Origin of the sequence: Streptomyces sp. NPDC000348 (assembly GCF_042898795.1) — a bacterium.
In the GTDB taxonomy this organism is placed as follows: Bacteria; Actinomycetota; Actinomycetes; order Streptomycetales; family Streptomycetaceae; genus Streptomyces.
On sequence record NZ_JBIAZD010000024.1, the window covers coordinates 88,051 to 106,429 of the forward strand.

Genomic DNA, 18,379 nt, shown 5'->3' on the forward strand with positions numbered 1-18,379 from the left:
CGCCCCGGTGGCCGGCCTGTGGACGCTGCCCGAGCGGCAGGTGCCCGAACTGGCCCGCCGGCTGGGCGGCCTGGACCTGCTGTCGGACCGGGAGCGGGCGCGTCACGACCGGCTCCGCACGCCCGGGGCGCGCCGCCGCTTCCTGGGCGGGCGCCTGCTGTGCCGGACGGCGCTCACCGCCCACACCGGGCTGCCGGCGGACACCTGGCGCTTCGTCCGCACCCGGTACGGGCGCCCGGAACTCGAGGAGGACCACGGCGGTCTGCGCTTCAACCTGTCCCACACCGACGGACTGATCGCCTGTGTGGTCACCCGGGGGCAGGCCTGCGGCGTGGACGTGGAGCGGGTGCCCTTCGACCGCACCACGGCCCGCCTGCTGCACGACCGGTTCGACGACGCGCAGCGGGCGGCGCTGGCCGCCGCCCCGGACCGGCTCATGGCCCTGGGCGAGCTGTGGGTCCTGACGGAGGCCTATGTGAAGGGGCTCGGCACCGGGCTGGCGCACGGCGTGCGGGGGCTGCGGTTCGACCGCTGCGGCCCCGGGCGGTTCACCGTGACCGACGCGCGGCGCCCGGTCTCCGGCCGCCGCTGGCGCCTCGACCTGCTGAGTCCGGGGCCCGGCCATCTGCTGGCCGTCGCGGTGGACGGCGGCGGGGCGGTCCCGCCGCGCCACTACGACCTGGGCCCGGCCCCCGCGCTTCCCGGAGCCCCGCCTCCCGCCCGCCCCGCCCCCCTGACTCCCTGACGACCGTTACGAACCCGGAAGGACCTTCCATGCCGCAGCACACCCCGCCGACCGTCGCCGTGATCGGTTCCGGCCCCGCCGGACTGTCCGCCGCCTACCACCTGCGCGACCGCGCCCGGATCACCGTCTTCGAACGCGAGAACCGTCCCGGCGGCCACGCCAACACCGTGGAGGTGGAGGAGAACGGCCGCGTCATCGGTCTGGACACCGCGTTCATCGTCTTCAACCGCCGGTTCTACCCCCGGCTGTGCGGCTTCTTCGACGACCTCGGGGTCGAGACCGTCGCCCATCCCGGCGGCTTCACCTTCTTCGACCTCGACAGCGGCCTCGAGTACGGCACCGCCGAGCTCGAACTCGACGAGGCGGCCATCGAGAAGCGCTACGCCGAGGACCACCCCACGTTCCCGGACGTCTGGCGGGAGGTGCGCCGCTTCCACGAGGAGAGCCGCCGCGACTTCGCCCGCGGCCGCGCCGACATGTCCATGGGCGCCTATCTGGACCGGGGCGGATACAGCCAGGAGTTCCGCCACTCCTACCTGATCATGCTCTGCTCCGCGGTCTGGTCGGTGCCCGCGGAGCTGGTCTGGGAGATGCCGGCGGCCACCGTGATCGCCTTCTTCGTCGGCCACGACGAGGGCGGCCTCGGCGGCCGGCGCGTCGACTGGCGCACGGTGGGGGGCGGCTCGATCTCCTACGTGCGCAAGGCGCTCGCCGCGACCGGTCCCGACCTGCGGGTCTCGGAGCCCGCCACCGCCGTGCGGCAGGATTCCGACGGTGTCGCCGTGACCACCGCGTCCGGCACCACGACCTTCGACTACGCGATCGTGGCCACCCACGCCGACGAGGCCCGCGAGCTGCTGGAGAACCCCACCCCCGCACAGCGGACGGCGCTGGAGGGGATCCGCTACAGCCGTTCCGAGGTGGTGCTGCACACCGATCCGGGGCTGATGCCCACCGACCGGGAGGGCTGGCTGGCCTGGAACTACGGCAAGGTCCGCACGGACGGCGAGACCCGCTGCTTCGTCACGTACTACCTGAACCGGCTCCAGGACTTCACGGCGGAGAAGGACTACTTCGTCACCCTGGACCCGCCGCGTCCGGTCGCCCCCGAAGCGGTGATCGCCTCGTTCGACTACACCCACCCGGTCATCGACATGGCGCTGCGCGAGCGGCAGTCGGTGATCCACGAGGCGAACGAGGGCACGCGGGTGAAGCTGGCCGGGTCGTACTTCCACTCCAGGGAGCTCGGCCCCGACCTGATCGGTTCCCACGAGGCCGCCTTCTCGGCCGGGGCGGACGCCGCCGGCCGGCTCATCGACGAACTGTCCTGATCCCTCTCACGCCGCCTCTCCCCCGTCGGAACTGCCGCTGAACAGACGGGCCGACTTGTCCTCCTGGGCGAGGCGGCGGAGGGCGAGCAGGGCGGGTTCCAGGAGGACCGAGACCAGAACGGCGCGTTCGGCCAGCTCCAGCAGGTCGGACGCGCCGTTCATCTGTTTGACGTCCAGTTCCGAGATCCGGTCCGTCAGCCGCGCGTAGGGCAGCAGGGACTGCCAGTCGATGTCCGAGTCCACGTCGGACAGCGCGTCCAGGACGTCGCCGAGGGTCTGGATGGCGGCCGTCTCGGGGGCCACCTCCCAGCCCATCTCGGTGATCAGCCTGCGCGCGTCGGCGACCCCGGGCGTCTCGCCCCCGGCGGCTTCCTCCTCGGCCTTCTTCTGCAGCTGGGTGGCCGGCCGGGCGTCGATCACGATGCCGAAGATCTGGTGCAGATCGCCCTCCTCGGTGATGGCGCCCAGGATCTCCTTCACCGCGCTCACCGACAGCCTCCGCACGCCGACCAGGGTGCGGATCAGCCTCAGCCGGCGCAGGTGCTCCTCACCGTAGTCGGCCTGGTTGGCAGCCGTCGTCAGCTGTCCCTGGGGCAGCAGACCGTCCCGGAGGTAGTACTTGATCGTGGGGATGGACACCCCACTGCGACGGCTGAGCTCCGAGATCTTCATCGAACTCCACTTACGTTCTGGTACCCACTGGATAACGGATAACGGATCGCGCTACTATCCATTATGAGCTTAGCCGGTCTCTCCAGGAAGGTGGGCGTCGCATGCCGACTCTCGGCTGGATCACCCCTCACCCCGCACCCCCGCGCACGCGGGTCTTCGTCATGGCGTCGCGTTTCGAACTGAACTCCCTGTCGGACGTGCCGCGCTTCCTGATCCACTCCCTGCGCTCCTGGAGCCAGGTGAAGACCGCACGCGGCGTGTACGGGGCCTCCCTCGTCGCACAGCCGTTCCGGCGGACCTTCTTCACCCTGTCGGCCTGGGAGGACCGCGGCACGCTGTACGCGTACGCGAAGACCGACCCGCACGGCGAGGCGATGCGGTCGATGCGGCCGGCCTGCCGGCGGTCGACCTTCGTCTACTGGGAGACGGACTCCGCCGACCTGCCGATCAGCTGGGACGAGGCCAAGCGACGGCTGGACGCCAAGGCGCGCGAGGACGCCGCCCAGAGCGGCCACGCCGCCTGACCCCACCCCCGCACACCCGCACACCCACACCCGCACCCACCCCGGTCCTTCCGCCCTCGCACGGGCTCGCACCATGGAGGTTTTGTCATGAGCACAATCAACACTGGGGAGGGCGGAGCCGTGCCCCGGCCCTCCGCCCCGGGCGCCGGTGACCACCGGCGGCCCTTATGGGTGGTCATCGTCGCGTGCAGCCTGCCGATGTTCATGGTCGCGCTCGACAACCTGGTGGTGTCGACCGCGCTGCGGACCCTGGCCGTCGACCTCGAGGCGTCCACCGAGCAGCTGCAGTGGTTCGTCAACGCCTACGTCCTCAGCTTCGCCTGTCTGCTGCTGACCGGGGCGGCGCTGGGTGACCGGTTCGGCCGGCGCCGGGTCTTCGTGGCCGGCATCGCGCTGTTCACCCTGGCCTCGATCGGCTGCGGCCTCTCCGACAGCAGCGAGCAGCTCATCGTGATGCGGGCGCTGCAGGGCCTGGGCGCCTCGGCCGTGATGCCGCTGTCGCTGACGCTGCTCGCGGAGGAGGTCCCGGACAAGAAGCGCAACCTGGCCCTGGGCCTGTGGTCCGCGGTCAGCGGCATGGCCGTGGCGCTCGGGCCCGTGGTGGGCGGCGCGGTGGTCGACGGGCTCGACTGGCAGTGGATCTTCTGGATCAACGTCCCGGTGTGCCTGGTGGCGATCCCGCTGGTGCTCACCGTGCTCCGGGAGAGCTCGCTGGCCGGCGCCCGGCTCGACCTGCTCGGCATGCTCCTCGCCACGGCGGGACTGCTCGCCGTCGTCTGGGCGATCGTGAACGGCGAGGAGGAGGGCTGGAGTTCCGGCATCATCCTGTCGGCGTTCGCCGGCGGCGCCGTACTGCTGGCCCTGTTCGTGACGTGGGAGCGCCGGGCGCCCCATCCGCTGCTTCCGCTCTCCTTCTACCGCAAGCGGGCCTTCGTCTTCTCCAACCTGGTCTCCGCGAGCATGTACTTCGGCGTCTTCGGGTCAATCTTCCTGCTGGCCCAGTTCTTCCAGATCGCGCCGGTGCGGACCCCGCTGGAGGCCGGTGTGCTCACCCTGGCCTGGACCCTGATGCCGATGTTCGTCGCACCGGTCGCCGGCGCCCTGACCGACAAGGTGGGCGGCGGACGGCTGATGGCCCTCGGTCTCCTCCTGCAGGCGATCGGACTGGCCTGGATCAACCTGGTGGCCACGTCGGACACCCCGTACTCGCGTATGGTCGGCGCCATGGTCGTCGCGGGCATCGGCATGGGCCTCGTCTTCGCACCGACCGCGGCGGTGGTGCTGGGCTCGGTCGGGCCGCAGCACCGGGGCAAGGCGTCCGGCGCCAACAACACCGTCCGCGAGATCGGTGGTGCCCTCGGCACCGCCATCCTGAGCAGCGTCTTCATGCACTACGGCGACGACCGCACGGCTCAGGGCTTCGTCGACGGCATGAAGCCGGGCATCTGGATCGGTGTCGCCGTGGTCCTCGTGGGCGCCCTGTGCGCACTCGCCATCCCGCGCCCGCGGCCCGAGCAGGACACACCGGCCCCGGTGACCGCGGAACGGGAACCCGACCGGGCTCCCAGCTCGGCGACCCCGTAGATTCGGCCGCCGTTCCTCGGGGAGCGGCGGCAGGCTGGTGAAATCGCGCTCGAAACCGCTGAGGACGAACTTCGAATCGGGGGTCAGGGATCTGTGATGAAGCTGTTGTCGTCATGCCGCGCCAACGGGCTCTGCCAGCCAGGTGTCAGCCGTCTGCTGACACTGCTGATCGCCGCCACGCTCACGGTGTCGGTCCTGGTCCACAGCGCGCTGCGGGACAGGACCCACCCCGCGACGGAGGTGGTGCTGGTGCCGCTGCTGGCCGGGGTGCTGATGGCCCTCCAGGTGGGCGTCTTCATCACCCAGCGGCCCGGCCGGGAGGGCGGGCCGGCCCGCCGGGCCGCCCTCGCGGTCGCCCTCCAGTGCCTGGTGGTCGTGGTGTCCGCCGAGGTGCTCGACATGGAGTTCTGCGTCCTCGCCGGCTATCTGGCGGGGACCCTGCCCCTGGTGCTGCCGGCCCGCTTCGCCTGGCCGCTCTTCGCGCTGGTGGTGGTCACCGGCCCGCTCGCCGCCACCCGCGCGGACGGCTCGCCCACCCATCTGCTCCACATGGGCCTCGGACTCCTGGTCACGGGGCTCATGGCCTTCACCCTCTCCAGCACCATGCTGACGATGCGCCGGCTCAGGCAGCACCGCGAGGACTTCGCCCGGGCCGCCGTCCAGAACGAGCAGTCCCGCTTCGCCCGCGATCTGCACGACCTGCTCGGCCACACCCTCTCGGCGCTGACGATGCGGGCCGAACTGCTGCACCGCACCTTCCAGTCCCGTCCGGAGCTGGCCGCGGCCCAGACCGACCAGCTCCTGCGCACGGCACGGCAGTCGATGGCCGAGATACGGATGGCGGTGCGCGGCTACCGGGAACTGCCGCTGTTCAGCGAGGTGCGTGCCGCGGCCTCGCTGCTGGACGCCGTGGGCATCGACGTCACGCTCCGGGTGACCGCGCTGCCGTCGCGCGGCGAGGTCGGCACCGCTCTTGCCGCGGTGCTGCGCGAGTCCGTCACCAATATGCTGCGGCACAGTGACGTCACGCGCTGCGCGGTCCTGCTGACCGACGGACCCGGCAGCGTACGGCTGGAAGTCATCAACGACGGCGCCACCCGCGCGGGCCGCCGCGCGCCGTACGAGGGGGGCAGCGGCCTGGGCAATCTCACCCAGCGCCTGGCCGCCCTCGGCGGCACCCTGGAGAGCAGACTGGCCCCGAACGGAACGTTCCGGCTGGTGGCCGTCGTACCCGCCGCGACCGTGTCCGTCCCGCCCGGAGGGACCGCGCATCTGCAAACCGCCCCGACCGGACTGGCCAACGCGGCGTAACGCCGCGCTTCCGCCGGAACACCGACCGCAGCTTTCCCCGACATGTTCACGCCTCGCATGTCTATGATTCTGGCCAGAGCCAGGACGATCTGCGGGGGGGATGTGTGTGATACGTGTTCTCTTGGCGGAGGATGTACAGATGGTGCGGGAGGCGCTGGCCGCACTGCTCGAACTGGAGGACGACATCCGGGTGGTGGCCGAAGTCGGCTCCGGGGAGGACGTCCTCGACGCGGCCAAGGGCACTCGTCCCGACCTCGTGATCGTGGACGTCAACATGCCGGGCCTCGACGGGCTCACCGCGGCCGAGCGGCTGCGCGACCAGCTGCCCGACTCCCGCATCCTGGTACTGACCGTGCTGGACGCGCCCAACGTCCTGCGCCGCGCGCAGGACGTCCGGGTCGACGGCTACCTCGTGAAGAACGCACCGGTGGAGCACCTCGTCAAGGCCGTACGCCAGATCATGGCCGGCGAGCGCGTCATCTCACCGGAGCTGGCGCTGGCCGCCTGGGAGGGCCAGGCCAGCCCGCTCACGGCCCGTGAGGCCGATGTGCTCCGGCTCGCGGCGGCCGGGGCGGAGACGGCGGAGATCGCCGAGCACCTGCACCTCTCACCGGGCACCGTGCGCAACTACATGACGACCATCGTCGCCAAACTCGACGCGCGCAACCGCCTCGACGCCATCCGCATCGCGCGCGACGCGGGCTGGCTCCTGAACTCCTGAACCACCGCGCTTCGCAGTCCTGGATCACGCACTTCCGTAGTCCTGGATCACGCACTTCCGTGCTCCCGGACCACCGCACTCCGTACTCCCGAACTCCGCGGAATCGGCCGAAAGTCGCGCCCGATCACAGCGTCAGTGGCACGTCAGCGGGCTCTGGGAAGGTACCGGCGCCAGTTCGGACACCACCACCGCTCCGCGAGAGGAGCATCCGCGACGTGCGACGATTCAGCCTCGGACGGCCAGGCAGAGCATCCCGCCTGGCCGTCTGTCTCACCGCAGCCGGCCTGACCGCCGCCCTGCTGACAGGATCCGGCAACGCCACCGCAGCACCCGAACCCGAGCGGACGACGTCGAAGTTCACCGGCAACGACGGCGTCACCTACACGGCCACCAACAACCTGCTGCCCGCCGCCGGCGGGCGGGGGCGCGAGTGGATGCTCACCTGGGCCGGTTCGGCGGACCCCGCCAAGCCCGACTTCCTCGCCGTCGTCGACGCCACGCGTGACTCGCGCACGTACGGCGAGGTCGTCAACACCGTCACCCTCGGCCCGGGCCTGTCCAACGAGGCCCACCACATGCAGTACGTGTGGCACAAGGGCGACCGCCTCTTCGCGGGCGGTCTGCTGGCCGACACCGTCTTCGTCTTCGACACCAAGGCGCTGCCGGCCCTGAAGCTGGTGGGCGTGAACTCGACGGTCGACACGCCCTGCGGCACCGCGCCCGACGCGTTCCAGGTGCTGCGCGACGGCACCGCGTACGCCACCTACCTCGGCGGACCGGACGTGCCCGGCCCCTGCACCTACACCAACGGTGAGGTCCGGCTGGGCAACGGCGCGGCGGGGTCGCCCGGCGAGATCGTCCGGATGGACGAGAACGGCCAGACGATCGCCGAGATCCCCGCGGCCCTCGCCGAGGGCGAGGACCCCGAGCAGTGCGGCAACGTGCCGAAGCTGGAGAAGGCCACCTGCGCCAACCCGCACGGCATCGCGGTCAACGAAGAGCGCAACATCATGGTGGCGAGCGACTTCGTCGAGGCACGCCACTTCCTCAGCCCCAAGCTGCCCGACCAGGCGAGCCTCGCGCGCCAGACGGTCCGCGTCTGGGACATCACCAACCGCGACGACCCCGAGCTGCTCTCCGTCAGCAAGATGCCCGACGGACCCCGCGCCGCGCGCGAGGAGCAGAAGATGTGGCACGAGTCGCGGGTGGTCATGGAGCCGGCGCTGCCCCACAAGAAGCACCACAAGGGCGCGTTCGCCTCGTCCATGCTGGGCGGAGCGATCTTCTACGCGCCGGACGTGACGGTGCCGAACCCCAAGTGGCGTGAGGTCTTCGACGACACCACCGCCTACCGCAAGGCCGGTGCCGACCAGGACGTCACCGGCGCCGGCGACGCGGGCAGCTGGCTGATGGTCAGCCCCGACGACCGGTACCTGTTCCACACGGTGATGGGCCAGTCGACGCCGTACGGCGCACCGCTCGACAAGACCACCGGCATGGTCTACGTGCTGGACATCCGCAAGCTGCTGGCCGCGGGCGACGACCCCGAGTGCGACATCGACTCGATCCACGAGGCCTACCGCGGCGGCAAGGAGCGGGACTGCCCGGCGGTGACCTCCGCGATGCCGATCCGCGACACCACCGACGGCGGCCCGCACTGGGGCGCCATGGACAACTTCAAGCAGGTCCGCGGCGGTCTCTACAAGGAGACGGAGCGCATCGGCCGCATCGCCACCTCGAACTACTTCATCGCCGGCTCCTTCAGCGGTGACGGCAACCACGAGGTGTGCATGTACGACCTCAGCGGGTCGGGCAAGCTGCGCCAGGACACCCGGTTCCGGGACGAGAACACCGGCCGGCCCTGCGTGGACTTCGACCGGACGTCGTGGCCGCACGGCGACACCGGTCCGGCCCGTCCGCACGGCATCCTGTTCACCGTCAGCGACAGCGTGCTGAAGTGATCGGGTCCGCCGAGACTCAGGTGCCCGCCGCCAATCCCCCGGGCGGCGGGCACCTGGCCCTTGTCCAGGAGGCGTCGGCCGGGGGGACGCTGCCGCTGCTCGCACTCGCCGGCGTCGTGGGCCTGGTGTGCGTCGGGGTCCTGGTCCGGCGGAAGCTGCTGCCGGGTCCTTATCTCTTCGCCTCCGGCGCCCTCTGCGTGCTGGTGGTGTCGTTCGTCCTGGGCGCGGCCGTGCGCTCGGAGGACACCTCGAGGACCACGGCGGCGCACGGCACGGCCCACGGCGCGGACCCGGCGGCCGACGAGCCGTCCCGGCCCGGGACCCCGGTCCTGCGGACGCTGCGCCTGAACGGCAAGCAGGTGGGCGTCCTGGTGGTGCCCGGCCGTCCCGGCCGCAACCTGGTGGGGATCGGCGCGGCCGACGCCAGGGCGGGATCCGCCCGGGGCGCCCTGCGGGAGGGGCGGCGGCATCCCGGCAGCGCCCAGACCTGGGTCCCCGTGGACCTGCCCGAGGGCAGCAGCACGCTGCGGGTGTCCGCGGGCGGCGGGACGGGGTCGCTGACCGTGGACACCGGCGACGAACGCCCGGCTCCGCCGCGGGCCCTGATGTCCGCCGACGCGCCCGAGTGCGCCGCCGCGGCCGCCGGGGCGCTGGTCGCCGGCGCCGACCGGCCGCTCACCGCCTGTCCGTCCGACGGCCTCACCGAGCGGGACGCCGCCGCGCTGCGCGCCACCGTCCGTCTCCTCGCCGACCGCGGTGCCGGGTCCGTGGGCCTGGTCTCCGACGGCTCACCGCGCGGCGAGAAGGCCGCCGTCGTCGTCCGTTCGGCGGCCCGGCGGGAGGGCGTCACCGTCACCACCCCCGACAAGGACCGCCCGCTGCTGGTCACCACGGGGTGGGCCGGGGCCACGACGGTGGTCGACGCCGTGGAGAGCGGGAGGACCCGCGCCCAGGGCGTCTACCTCGCACCCTGGCTGCTGGCCCGTTCGGTGCTGACCCCGAGCGCCGGCCAGCTGATACCGCTGCGTTTCACACCCCGTACCAAGGAGGCCATGGCGTACGCCGAGGCACTGGCCGCGCGACTGCCCGGCGAGTACCCCTCCGGCAGCGGCTACGAGGCCTGGCAGCGGGCCCGCGGCGAGAAGCCGGCACCGCTGCCCCGGCTCTACGCCGCCTCCACCGCCTATGTGCCCGGAACCATGGTCTCCGCGGACGGCGGGGACACGGGCGGGCACCACCACGGAGCGTCCGGCGCCGACTGGCTGCCGTCGGGAATGATCTCGGCGGTCAGCGGGCCGATGAGGGAGGGATGAGCAATGACCCGGGACCGCAAGCGAGTCGACGGCCAGTGGGCACTCGGCGAACGGGAACCGCTCAACGCCAACGAGCGGTTCAAGCAGGCCGAGGATCCGCTGCTGGTGCGCGAGCGCATCGAGAAGGTCTACGCGCGGGAGGGCTTCGCCGCCATTCCGCCGGACGATCTGCGGGGCCGGTTCCGCTGGTGGGGGCTCTACACCCAGCGGCGGCCCGGCATCGACGGCGGGCGCACCGCGACCCTCGCCCCGGAGGAGCTCGACGACGAGCACTTCATGCTCCGGGTGCGGGTCGACGGGGGCGGGCTGAACATCGCCCAGCTCCGCGAGATCGCCGCGCTGTCCACCGAGTTCGGACGTGACACCGCCGACATCACCGACCGGCAGAACATCCAGTTCCACTGGATACGCATCGAGGACGTGCCCGAGATCTGGCGCCGGCTGGAGGCGGTGGGACTGTCCACCACGGAGGCGTGCGGGGACTGCCCGCGCGTCATCCTGGGCAGCCCGGTCGCCGGGGTGAGCGCCGACGAGGTGCTGGACGCCACCCCCGCGATCCGGGAGATCACCGAGCGCTTCATCGGTGACCCGTCGCTGTCCAACCTGCCCCGCAAGTTCAAGACCTCGGTGTCCTGGCTGCCCGACGTGCCCTTCCAGATCCACGACGTCTCCTTCCTCGGCGTCGAGCACCCCGAACTGGGGCCGGGGTTCGACCTGTGGGTGGGCGGCGGACTGTCGACCAACCCCCGGCTCGCGGACCGGGCCGGCGCCTGGGTGCCGCTCGCCGAGGTACCCGAGGTGTGGGCGGGGGTGGTCGGCCTGTTCCGCGACTACGGGTACCGGCGGCTGCGCAACAGGGCCCGGCTGAAGTTCCTCGTCGCCGACTGGGGCGTGGAGCGGTTCCGGGAGGTGCTGGAGAAGGAGTACCTGGGGCGGCGGCTGGCCGACGGCCCGGCACCGGTGCTGCCCGCCTCGCCGGTCGACCACATCGGTGTGCACAAGCAGCGGGACGGGCTGCACTACGTGGGTGCGGCGCCGGTGGTCGGCCGGGTCTCCGGCACCCGTCTGGCCGCGCTCGCGGACGCCGCGGCGGCCCACGGTTCGGACCGGGTGCGGCTGACGCCCTACCAGAAGGTCCTGGTGCTCGACGTGGCGGACCCGGAGCCGCTGGTGCGCGACCTGGAGGCGCTCGACCTGCGGGTGGACGCCTCGCCCTGGCGGCGGGCCACCATGGCGTGCACCGGTCTGGAGTACTGCAAGCTCGCGATCGTCGAGACGAAGGCCCGTGCGGCGGAGCTGGTGGCCGAGCTGGAACGGCGGCTCGGGGACCAGCGGGCGGACATCACCATCAACCTCAACGGCTGCCCGAACGCGTGCGCGCGCACGCAGGTCGCGGACATCGGCCTGAAGGGCCAGCTCCTCCCGGGCCCCGACGGCGGCCAGGCGGAGGGCTTCCAGGTCCACCTGGGCGGAGCGCTCTCCCTCTCCCAGGAGGACGAGCCGGCCTTCGGCCGCAAGCCCCGCGGGGTGAAGGTCCTCGCGGCCGACCTCCCCGACTTCGTGGAGGGCCTGGTCCGCAAGTACCGCAGCGGCCGGGCCGACGAGTCGGAGACCTTCACCCAATGGGTCACCCGCGTCGACGAGTCCCAGCTGACCTGACCCACCCCCGACAGGCGCCCACGCCTCACCCCGGTGAGCCGTGGGCGCCTTCGTATGCCGGCCCCGGCCCCCCGTACCCGTATCCGCCGTGCCCGCGGGCGCCCACGTGCTTGTGCGAGGGCGGGCGCGGGGGCGACAGGGTGTCCGGCGTCGGGGCCGGGCGGGGGGCGGGTCGCGCTGCCCGGCGCCGGCCGGGTGCCGTCGCGCCCACCCGTGCCGCCCCAGCGGCACGACTGCCCGCGGGTACGCACGTACGGCCCCCGCCCCCTGCCCGTACAGGCAGAGGACGGAGGCCGTACATGGTGTTACCGGAGGCGACCGCGGGCTACGGTGCACCCTCGCACCGCACTCCCGCGCCGTGAACTACGACCCCGCGGCCGCCCCCGGGCTCAAGGCGCCGGCGCCGTCCCGGGCGTCACCGCAGCCCCCGGCTGCGCAGCACCCGGCGCTCCAGCGGACTGAACACCAGCAGATCGATCAGCACGCCGACCGCGAGGATCAGCAGGATCCCGAAGAACACCCCGGGCAGGTCGATCGTCTCCCGCGCGTTCTCCAGATAGCGTCCCAGCCCGACCCCCAGCTCCGGCGACGAGGCGATGAGCTCCGTGGCCATCAGCGACCGCCACGAGAACGCCCACCCCTGCTTGAGCCCCGCCGTGTACCCCGGCAGCGCGGCCGGCAGCACGATGTACCGCGCCCCCCGCAGCCCCGTCGCCCCGATCGTCCGTCCGGCCCGCAGATAGAGCGGCGGCACCTGGTCGATGCCCGAGACCAGCCCCACCGCGATCGACGGCACCGCCCCGAGCAGGATCACCGTGTACATCGCCGCGTCGGTCAGCCCGAACCAGATGATCGCCGCCGGCACCCACGCCACCGAGGGAAGCGACTGCAGACCGGACAGCACGGGCCCCAGGGCCGCGCGGACGAACGGCACCCGGGCCACGACCAGCCCCAGCGGCGTCCCGATGGCCAGCGCGGCCAGGAAGCCCAGCAGCCCCCGTTCCAGACTGGTCCAGATGATCTCGAAGAGCGTCCCCTGCCGCCACAGGGTGAGGAAACTGTCGCCGACGGCGCGGGGGCTGGGCAGCCGGTCCTCCGACACCAGCCCACCGGTGTGCAGCAGTTGCCACACCGTCAGGACGACCGCGACGCCCAGCAGCGGCGGCGCCACCTTCTGCCGCAGCACCTGCCGGACCGGGGTCCGGGAGACGGGCACCGAGTCCAGGGAGTCCAGGCCCGCCTCCAGCCCGGCCAGCTCCTCGTCGGCCTCCGCCGGTTTCGCCGTACGGATGTCAGTGCCGCCCATGGCGCCGGATCTCCTTCCGCAGCTGGTCGGTGATCTCGGCGGACAGCTCGGCCACCGCGGGGTCCTCGATGCGGCGCGGCTGCGGCATGGCGATGGTCCACTCGCGGGCGATCCGGCCGGGCCGGCACGACAGCAGCACGACGCGCTGCGCCAGCCGTACCGCCTCGCGCACGTTGTGCGTGACGAACAGCACGGAGACTCCCGTCTCCTGCCAGATCCGGGTCAGTTCCTCGTGGAGGACGTCGCGGGTGATGGCGTCGAGCGCGGCGAACGGCTCGTCCATCAGCAGGACCTCGGAGTCCTGGGCGAGGGCCCGGGCCAGGGCGACGCGCTGGCGCATGCCGCCGGAGAGTTCGTGGACCCTCTTGCCGTACGCGTCCTGCAGCCGCACCAGGTTCAGCAGTTCCTCCGCCCGCGTCCGGCGCTCGGGCCGGGGCACGCCCCGCAGTCTGAGCACCAGCTCGATGTTCTTGCCGGCCGTGAGCCACGGGAACAGCGCGTGCTCCTGGAACATCAGGGCGGGCCGGCCGCCGGCGACCTCGATGCGGCCGGAGGAGGGCCGGTCGAGCCCGGCCACCAGGTTCAGCAGGGTGGACTTGCCGCACCCGGAGGCCCCGAGCAGGCAGATGAACTCGCCCGGCGCGACGTCGATGGTGATGTCCTGCAGGACCGTCTGGACACCTTCCGGCCGGACGAAGGACTTGTGGGCGCCGACCACACGGACGGCCGGTGTGCTGGGTGCGAGGCCGGCCGCGCCGGACGCAGCGTCCTTCACCGTGATCGTTGTCGGATGCACTGGGGTCAACTCCTGGGTGCGGGAAAGGCGGTCGGCGCGATGCCGCGCCTCATGACACTCCGAGCCCGGCGTCGTCGGCGGGCGGCCGGCCCTCGGCCGCGCGGATCCCGTTGAGCGCGTCGAGGTCGTAGATGCCGTGCAGATCGGACCGTTCCATCAGTCCGGCCCGGACGGCGTGCTCGGCCTGGGTGCCGAGGGTGCCGGCCAGGGGGTCGTCGGTGAACGTGAGGGACGGCCAGGCGCCGTCGATGATCTCGTCCGGCAGCGGCTTCCCGGTCAGCTGCTCCAGTGCCGCGTTCGCGGAGTCCTTCGCCGGGCCGGGTTGTCCGTTGATCCACGCGTTGGTCCGCACCGATCCGCGGACGACCGCCTCGACGACGTCCCGGTGCTCCGCCAGGAAGCGCTGCGACACCACCAGATGGGTGATCACGAACTTCCGGTCCGGCCACAGGCTCGCCTCGTCCAGCAGCACCTTCGCGCCCTCGGCGACCAGCAGGGAGGCCGTGGGTTCCGGGACCCAGGCCCCGTCGATGGCACCGGACCGGTAGGCGGACGGCGCCAGCTTGTTGTCGGTGCGCACCACGGACACGTCGCCGCGTCCGGAGGCCGGGTCCACGTGCCAGCCCTGCCGGGCGATCCAGTCGAGCAGCGCCACGTCCTGGGTGTTGCCGAGCTGCGGGCTGGCGATGCGTTTGCCCTTGACGTCGGCCGTCGTCCTGATCTTCTCCGGGTCGACGACGAACTTGACCCCCCGGGACGCGGCCCCGGCGACGATCCGCAGGCTCTTCCCGTCCGACCTGGTGAAGCTGTTGACCGCCGGTGACGGGCCCATCCAGGCGAGGTCGACCGAGCCGGAGGTCAGTGCCTCGACCGCGGCGGGGCCCGCGCCGAACGTGGTCGCCGACAGTTTCGTACCGCCGAGTTCCTTCTGGATGATCCCCTCACGCACGCCGACCAGGGCGGTGGCGTGCGTGAGGTTGGGGAAGTAGCCGACCCGCACCTCGTCCACGGACAGCTTCGGGCCGGTGGGCAGGACCTTGGCGCCGGTGTCGACCCGCTCGGACCCGTAGCCGCAGCCGGCGACGACGATCAGGGCGAGCAGCCCCGCCACGGCCGCGCGCAGGCGCGCTGCACCGCTCATGCGCCGGGTCCTCCGGGGGCTCGTGCGACGAAGGACTCGCCCGCCATGCCCGCGGTCAGGGTCGCGCCGTCGGCCGGGTCGATCAGCAGGAACGAGCCGGTGCGGCGCGAGACGACGTAGGGGTCCAGGGCGATCGGCTCGGCGGTGCGGACCCGGATCCGGCCGATGTCGTTGGCGACCAGGTGGCCGGGCGCGGGGTGCCGGCTGAGCGGGTCGAGCGTCACCCGGCTCTCGATCTCCCGCACCACCGCCTGCACGGTCCGGGTGGTGTGCTTGAGCAGCACCTTCCGGCCCGGGACCAGCGGCTGGTCGACGAGGTGGCAGACGGTGGCCTCGAACTCCCGGGTCACCGCGGGCGCGGAGCCGGCGGGCGCGATCAGGTCGCCGCGGGAGACGTCCAGGTCGTCGGCGAGCAGCACGGTCACCGACTGCGGTGCGCGGGCCGACTCGACCCGCTCGCCCAGGAGGTCGATGCCGCTGACGACCGACCGGCGCCCCGAGGGCAGGACGACGACGTCCTGGCCGACGTGCAGGCTGCCGGAGGCGATCAGCCCGGCGTAGCCGCGGTAGTCGGGGTGCTCGGCGGTCTGCGGCCGGATCACGTACTGCACCGGGAAGCGGCCCGGGGCGCCGGCCGGTTCGGCCGTGACCCGGACGGTCTCCAGGTGCTCCAGCATGGTGGGGCCGCCGTACCAGTCCATGTGCGCCGACGGCGTGACCACGTTGTCACCGTTGAGCGCCGACATGGGGATGGCGGTCACCGCGGGGACGCCGAGCTCCTGCGCGTAGCCGGTGAACTCGTCGGCGATGTCCGCGAAGACGGACTCGGCGTGGCCGACCAGGTCCATCTTGTTCACCGCGAGGACCACGTGGGGCACCCGCAGCAGGGCGGCGACCGCGGCGTGCCGGCGGGTCTGCTCGACCACGCCGTGCCGGGCGTCGACCAGGACGATCACCAGTTCCGCGGTGGACGCCCCGGTGACCATGTTGCGGGTGTACTGCACGTGCCCGGGGGTGTCGGCCAGGATGAAGCTGCGCCGGGCGGTGGCGAAGTAGCGGTACGCCACGTCGATGGTGATGCCCTGCTCGCGCTCCGCGCGCAGCCCGTCGGTGAGCAGCGCCAGGTCGGGTGCCTCCTGGCCCCGTGAGCGGGAGGCGCGCTCGACGGCCTCCAGCTGGTCGGCCAGCAGCGACTTGGAGTCGTGCAGCATCCTGCCCACGAGGGTGGACTTGCCGTCGTCGACGGAGCCGGCGGTGGCGAACCGCAGCAGGGTGGAGTGGTGCCCGGTGGTGGAGTGGTGCTCGGTGCCCGTCGTCATCAGAAGTACCCCTCGCGCTTGCGGTCCTCCATGGCGGCCTCCGACATCCGGTCGTCCGCCCTGGTGGCGCCGCGCTCGGTGAGCCGTGACGCCGAGATCTCCGCGATCACCGCGTACGGGTCGGCGGCACCGGATTCCACCGCGCCCGTGCAGGACATGTCGCCGACCGTGCGGTAGCGGACGGTCCGGGTCTCCACCGGCTCCCCGTCCTTCGGCCCGCCCCAGTCCCCCGCGGTCAGCCACATGCCGCCGCGCAGGAAGACCTCGCGTTCGTGCGCGTAGTAGATGGAGGGGACCTCGATCTCCATGCGGGCGATGTACTGCCACACGTCCAGTTCGGTCCAGTTGGACAGCGGGAACACCCGTACGTGTTCGCCGGGGGCGTGCCGGCCGTTGTAGAGCTGCCACAGCTCCGGCCGCTGCCGGCGCGGGTCCCAGCCGCCGAACTCGTCGCGGAGGCTGAACACCCGTTCCTTGGCGCGGGCCTTCTCCTCGTCCCGGCGCCCGCCGCCGAACACCGCGTCGAAGCGGTGGGTGTGGATCGCCTCGATGAGCGGCACGGTCTGCAGGGGGTTGCGGGTGCCGTCGGGGCGTTCCCTGAGGAGACCGCGGTCGATGTGGTCCTGCACGGAGGCCACGTGCAGCCGCAGCCCGTACCGGGCCACCGTCCGGTCCCGGTAGTCGAGCACCTCGGGGAAGTTGTGCCCGGTGTCGACGTGCAGCAGCGAGAACGGCAGCGGCGCCGGCGCGAACGCCTTCAGCGCCAGGTGCAGCATGACGATGGAGTCCTTGCCGCCGGAGAACAGGATGACGGGGCGCTCCAACTCGCCCGCCACCTCACGGAAGATGTGCACCGCCTCGGATTCGAGTGCTTCCAGGTGCCGTACGGGGATGTCTGTCTCGGTCGTCATGTGTGGAGCCCGCATTCCGTCTTGGCGCGCCCGGTCCAGCGGCCGGCCCGGGCGTCCTCGCCCGGGAGGAGCCGCCGGGTGCAGGGAGCACATCCCACTGAGCCGTAGCCGTCCGAGAGCAATGGGTTGACCAGCACTCCGTGTTCGGCGATGTACGTGTCCACGTCCTCGCGGGTCCACCGGGCGATGGGCGAGATCTTCACCTTCCCCCGCCGGGCGTCCCAGTCGACCACCGGCGTCGCGGCACGCTGCGCCGAGTCGAACCGGCGCAGTCCGGTGACCCAGGCGTCGTACCGTTCCAGCCCTTCCTCCAGCGGCTGGACCTTGCGCAGGTCGCAGCACCGGTCGGGGTCGCGGCGGTACAGCTCCGGCCCGTACTCGGCGTCCTGCTCGGCGACCGTCTGCCGGGGCAGCAGGGTGATCAGGTTGACGTCCAGGACGGCCTCGACGGCGTCCCGGGTGCCGATGGTCTCGGGGAAGTGATAGCCGGTGTCGAGGAAGACGACGTCCACTCCCGGCGCGACCCGCGCGGCGAGGTGCGCCACCACGGCGTCCTCCATCGAGGACGTGACGCACAGACGTGAGCCGAAGGTGTCCACGGCCCAGCGCAGGATCTCCAGCGCCGGTGCCTCTTCCAGCTCCGTCCCGGCCCGGATCGCCAGTTGCTGGAGTTCGTGCATTCGTAGCCCTCTCGATACGTCCCCGGGCGAGGAGCCGAGGAAAGACAGGTGGAGAGCGCACGTCCACGCCTCACCGGGCTGCTGAACGGCAGGCGCAGGCTAACCGGGCCGATGGACACGTCGCTGACACCGCACTGACCCCGCGCCTCGAGCCGCGGTCGGCCCGGGTCCGCCCAGCCCGCCGTCAGCGCCCGGTCAGTGGGTGCTGCCAGCATCCGGCTCTCGAATGGTGCCCGCGAGCGAGTAGAGAAGAGGCTCCGACATGGTGTCCACGGGAGCATCGGCGCGCCGGGCACCCGGCGCGGCGGAGGTCCGCCGGCTGGACCGGGTGATCATCAGGTTCGCCGGGGACTCGGGTGACGGGATGCAGCTCACCGGTGACCGTTTCACCTCGGAGACCGCGTC

General features: G+C 72.2%; 16 protein-coding genes. 9 read left to right on the forward strand and 7 right to left on the reverse strand.

Features of this window, described 5'->3' with window-relative positions; genetic code table 11:
- Positions 1–7 precede the first annotated feature (7 nt).
- Together ACFY3N_RS32750 and ACFY3N_RS32755 are read left to right on the forward strand one after the other, a co-directional pair.
- Positions 8–745: a 4'-phosphopantetheinyl transferase family protein gene (locus ACFY3N_RS32750; protein WP_390820443.1), complete on the forward strand. Its 738-nt coding sequence runs from the start codon at positions 8–10 to the stop codon at positions 743–745.
- A 29-nt stretch (positions 746–774) separates the two neighbouring features.
- Positions 775–2,076, forward strand: coding sequence for an NAD(P)/FAD-dependent oxidoreductase (locus ACFY3N_RS32755; RefSeq protein ID WP_390820444.1), 1,302 nt, complete (start codon positions 775–777; stop codon positions 2,074–2,076).
- Positions 2,077–2,082: 6 nt separating this feature from the next.
- Here ACFY3N_RS32755 and ACFY3N_RS32760 read toward each other — a convergent pair whose 3' ends face one another.
- A complete protein-coding gene (locus ACFY3N_RS32760; protein WP_390820445.1) occupies positions 2,083–2,748 on the reverse strand; it encodes a MerR family transcriptional regulator in 666 nt (221 codons plus the stop codon).
- Between the two features lie 101 nt (positions 2,749–2,849).
- Here ACFY3N_RS32760 and ACFY3N_RS32765 point away from each other — a divergent pair, with 101 nt between their 5' ends.
- The 7 genes from ACFY3N_RS32765 to ACFY3N_RS32795 all read left to right on the forward strand — a co-directional run bounded on the left by ACFY3N_RS32765 (position 2,850) and on the right by ACFY3N_RS32795 (position 11,821).
- Complete coding sequence (locus ACFY3N_RS32765) at positions 2,850–3,272, forward strand: DUF3291 domain-containing protein (RefSeq protein WP_390820446.1); 423 nt, start codon at positions 2,850–2,852, stop codon at positions 3,270–3,272.
- Positions 3,273–3,359: 87 nt separating this feature from the next.
- Positions 3,360–4,856 carry an MFS transporter gene (locus ACFY3N_RS32770; protein WP_390820447.1) on the forward strand — a complete coding sequence of 499 codons (1,497 nt, stop codon included), beginning with the start codon at positions 3,360–3,362 and terminating at the stop codon, positions 4,854–4,856.
- A 96-nt stretch (positions 4,857–4,952) separates the two neighbouring features.
- Positions 4,953–6,167: a sensor histidine kinase gene (locus ACFY3N_RS32775; RefSeq protein WP_390820448.1), complete on the forward strand. Its 1,215-nt coding sequence runs from the start codon at positions 4,953–4,955 to the stop codon at positions 6,165–6,167.
- Between the two features lie 100 nt (positions 6,168–6,267).
- A complete protein-coding gene (locus tag ACFY3N_RS32780) occupies positions 6,268–6,888 on the forward strand; it encodes a response regulator (RefSeq protein ID WP_390820449.1) in 621 nt (206 codons plus the stop codon).
- Between the two features lie 215 nt (positions 6,889–7,103).
- Positions 7,104–8,849, forward strand: coding sequence for a hypothetical protein (locus ACFY3N_RS32785; RefSeq protein ID WP_390820450.1), 1,746 nt, complete (start codon positions 7,104–7,106; stop codon positions 8,847–8,849).
- Positions 8,846–10,162 carry a hypothetical protein gene (locus tag ACFY3N_RS32790; RefSeq protein WP_390820451.1) on the forward strand — a complete coding sequence of 439 codons (1,317 nt, stop codon included), beginning with the start codon at positions 8,846–8,848 and terminating at the stop codon, positions 10,160–10,162. The genes ACFY3N_RS32785 and ACFY3N_RS32790 overlap by 4 nt, the downstream gene beginning before the upstream one ends.
- A gap of 3 nt (positions 10,163–10,165) precedes the next feature.
- Complete coding sequence (locus ACFY3N_RS32795) at positions 10,166–11,821, forward strand: nitrite/sulfite reductase (RefSeq protein WP_390820452.1); 1,656 nt, start codon at positions 10,166–10,168, stop codon at positions 11,819–11,821.
- A gap of 415 nt (positions 11,822–12,236) precedes the next feature.
- Here ACFY3N_RS32795 and ACFY3N_RS32800 read toward each other — a convergent pair whose 3' ends face one another.
- The 6 genes from ACFY3N_RS32800 to ACFY3N_RS32825 all read right to left on the reverse strand — a co-directional run bounded on the left by ACFY3N_RS32800 (position 12,237) and on the right by ACFY3N_RS32825 (position 17,974).
- Positions 12,237–13,127 carry an ABC transporter permease gene (locus ACFY3N_RS32800; RefSeq protein ID WP_390820453.1) on the reverse strand — a complete coding sequence of 297 codons (891 nt, stop codon included), beginning with the start codon at positions 13,125–13,127 and terminating at the stop codon, positions 12,237–12,239.
- On the reverse strand, positions 13,114–13,845 hold the full coding sequence (locus ACFY3N_RS32805) for an ABC transporter ATP-binding protein (protein WP_390820459.1): 732 nt from the start codon (positions 13,843–13,845) through the stop codon (positions 13,114–13,116). The genes ACFY3N_RS32800 and ACFY3N_RS32805 overlap by 14 nt, the downstream gene beginning before the upstream one ends.
- Before the next feature lie 127 nt (positions 13,846–13,972).
- The gene (locus ACFY3N_RS32810) at positions 13,973–15,064 is read right to left on the reverse strand and encodes an ABC transporter substrate-binding protein (protein WP_390820454.1); all 1,092 of its coding nucleotides are present in this window, start codon (positions 15,062–15,064) and stop codon (positions 13,973–13,975) included.
- Entirely contained in the window at positions 15,061–16,383 is a 1,323-nt protein-coding gene (locus tag ACFY3N_RS32815; protein WP_390820455.1) for a sulfate adenylyltransferase subunit 1, read from the reverse strand. Before ACFY3N_RS32815 ends, ACFY3N_RS32810 begins: the two co-directional genes overlap by 4 nt.
- Positions 16,383–17,294 carry a sulfate adenylyltransferase subunit CysD gene (cysD, locus tag ACFY3N_RS32820; RefSeq protein ID WP_390820456.1) on the reverse strand — a complete coding sequence of 304 codons (912 nt, stop codon included), beginning with the start codon at positions 17,292–17,294 and terminating at the stop codon, positions 16,383–16,385. The genes ACFY3N_RS32815 and cysD overlap by 1 nt, the downstream gene beginning before the upstream one ends.
- Positions 17,291–17,974, reverse strand: a complete 684-nt coding sequence (locus tag ACFY3N_RS32825) for a phosphoadenylyl-sulfate reductase (RefSeq protein ID WP_390820457.1) — start codon at positions 17,972–17,974, stop codon at positions 17,291–17,293. The genes cysD and ACFY3N_RS32825 overlap by 4 nt, the downstream gene beginning before the upstream one ends.
- Positions 17,975–18,379 lie beyond the last annotated feature (405 nt).

Excerpts from the sequence above, each read along its gene's own strand:
- ACFY3N_RS32755 (WP_390820444.1), top strand. The coding sequence starts at position 775 with ATGCCGCAGCACACCCCGCCGACCGTCGCCGTGATCGGTTCCGGCCCC.
- ACFY3N_RS32760 (WP_390820445.1), bottom strand. The coding sequence starts at position 2,748 with ATGAAGATCTCGGAGCTCAGCCGTCGCAGTGGGGTGTCCATCCCCACG.
- ACFY3N_RS32765 (WP_390820446.1), top strand. The coding sequence starts at position 2,850 with ATGCCGACTCTCGGCTGGATCACCCCTCACCCCGCACCCCCGCGCACG.
- ACFY3N_RS32770 (WP_390820447.1), top strand. The coding sequence starts at position 3,360 with ATGAGCACAATCAACACTGGGGAGGGCGGAGCCGTGCCCCGGCCCTCC.
- ACFY3N_RS32775 (WP_390820448.1), top strand. The coding sequence starts at position 4,953 with ATGAAGCTGTTGTCGTCATGCCGCGCCAACGGGCTCTGCCAGCCAGGT.
- ACFY3N_RS32780 (WP_390820449.1), top strand. The coding sequence starts at position 6,268 with ATGTGTGTGATACGTGTTCTCTTGGCGGAGGATGTACAGATGGTGCGG.
- ACFY3N_RS32795 (WP_390820452.1), top strand. The coding sequence starts at position 10,166 with ATGACCCGGGACCGCAAGCGAGTCGACGGCCAGTGGGCACTCGGCGAA.
- ACFY3N_RS32800 (WP_390820453.1), bottom strand. The coding sequence starts at position 13,127 with ATGGGCGGCACTGACATCCGTACGGCGAAACCGGCGGAGGCCGACGAG.
- ACFY3N_RS32810 (WP_390820454.1), bottom strand. The coding sequence starts at position 15,064 with ATGAGCGGTGCAGCGCGCCTGCGCGCGGCCGTGGCGGGGCTGCTCGCC.
- ACFY3N_RS32815 (WP_390820455.1), bottom strand. The coding sequence starts at position 16,383 with ATGACGACGGGCACCGAGCACCACTCCACCACCGGGCACCACTCCACC.
- cysD (WP_390820456.1), bottom strand. The coding sequence starts at position 17,294 with ATGACGACCGAGACAGACATCCCCGTACGGCACCTGGAAGCACTCGAA.
- ACFY3N_RS32825 (WP_390820457.1), bottom strand. The coding sequence starts at position 17,974 with ATGCACGAACTCCAGCAACTGGCGATCCGGGCCGGGACGGAGCTGGAA.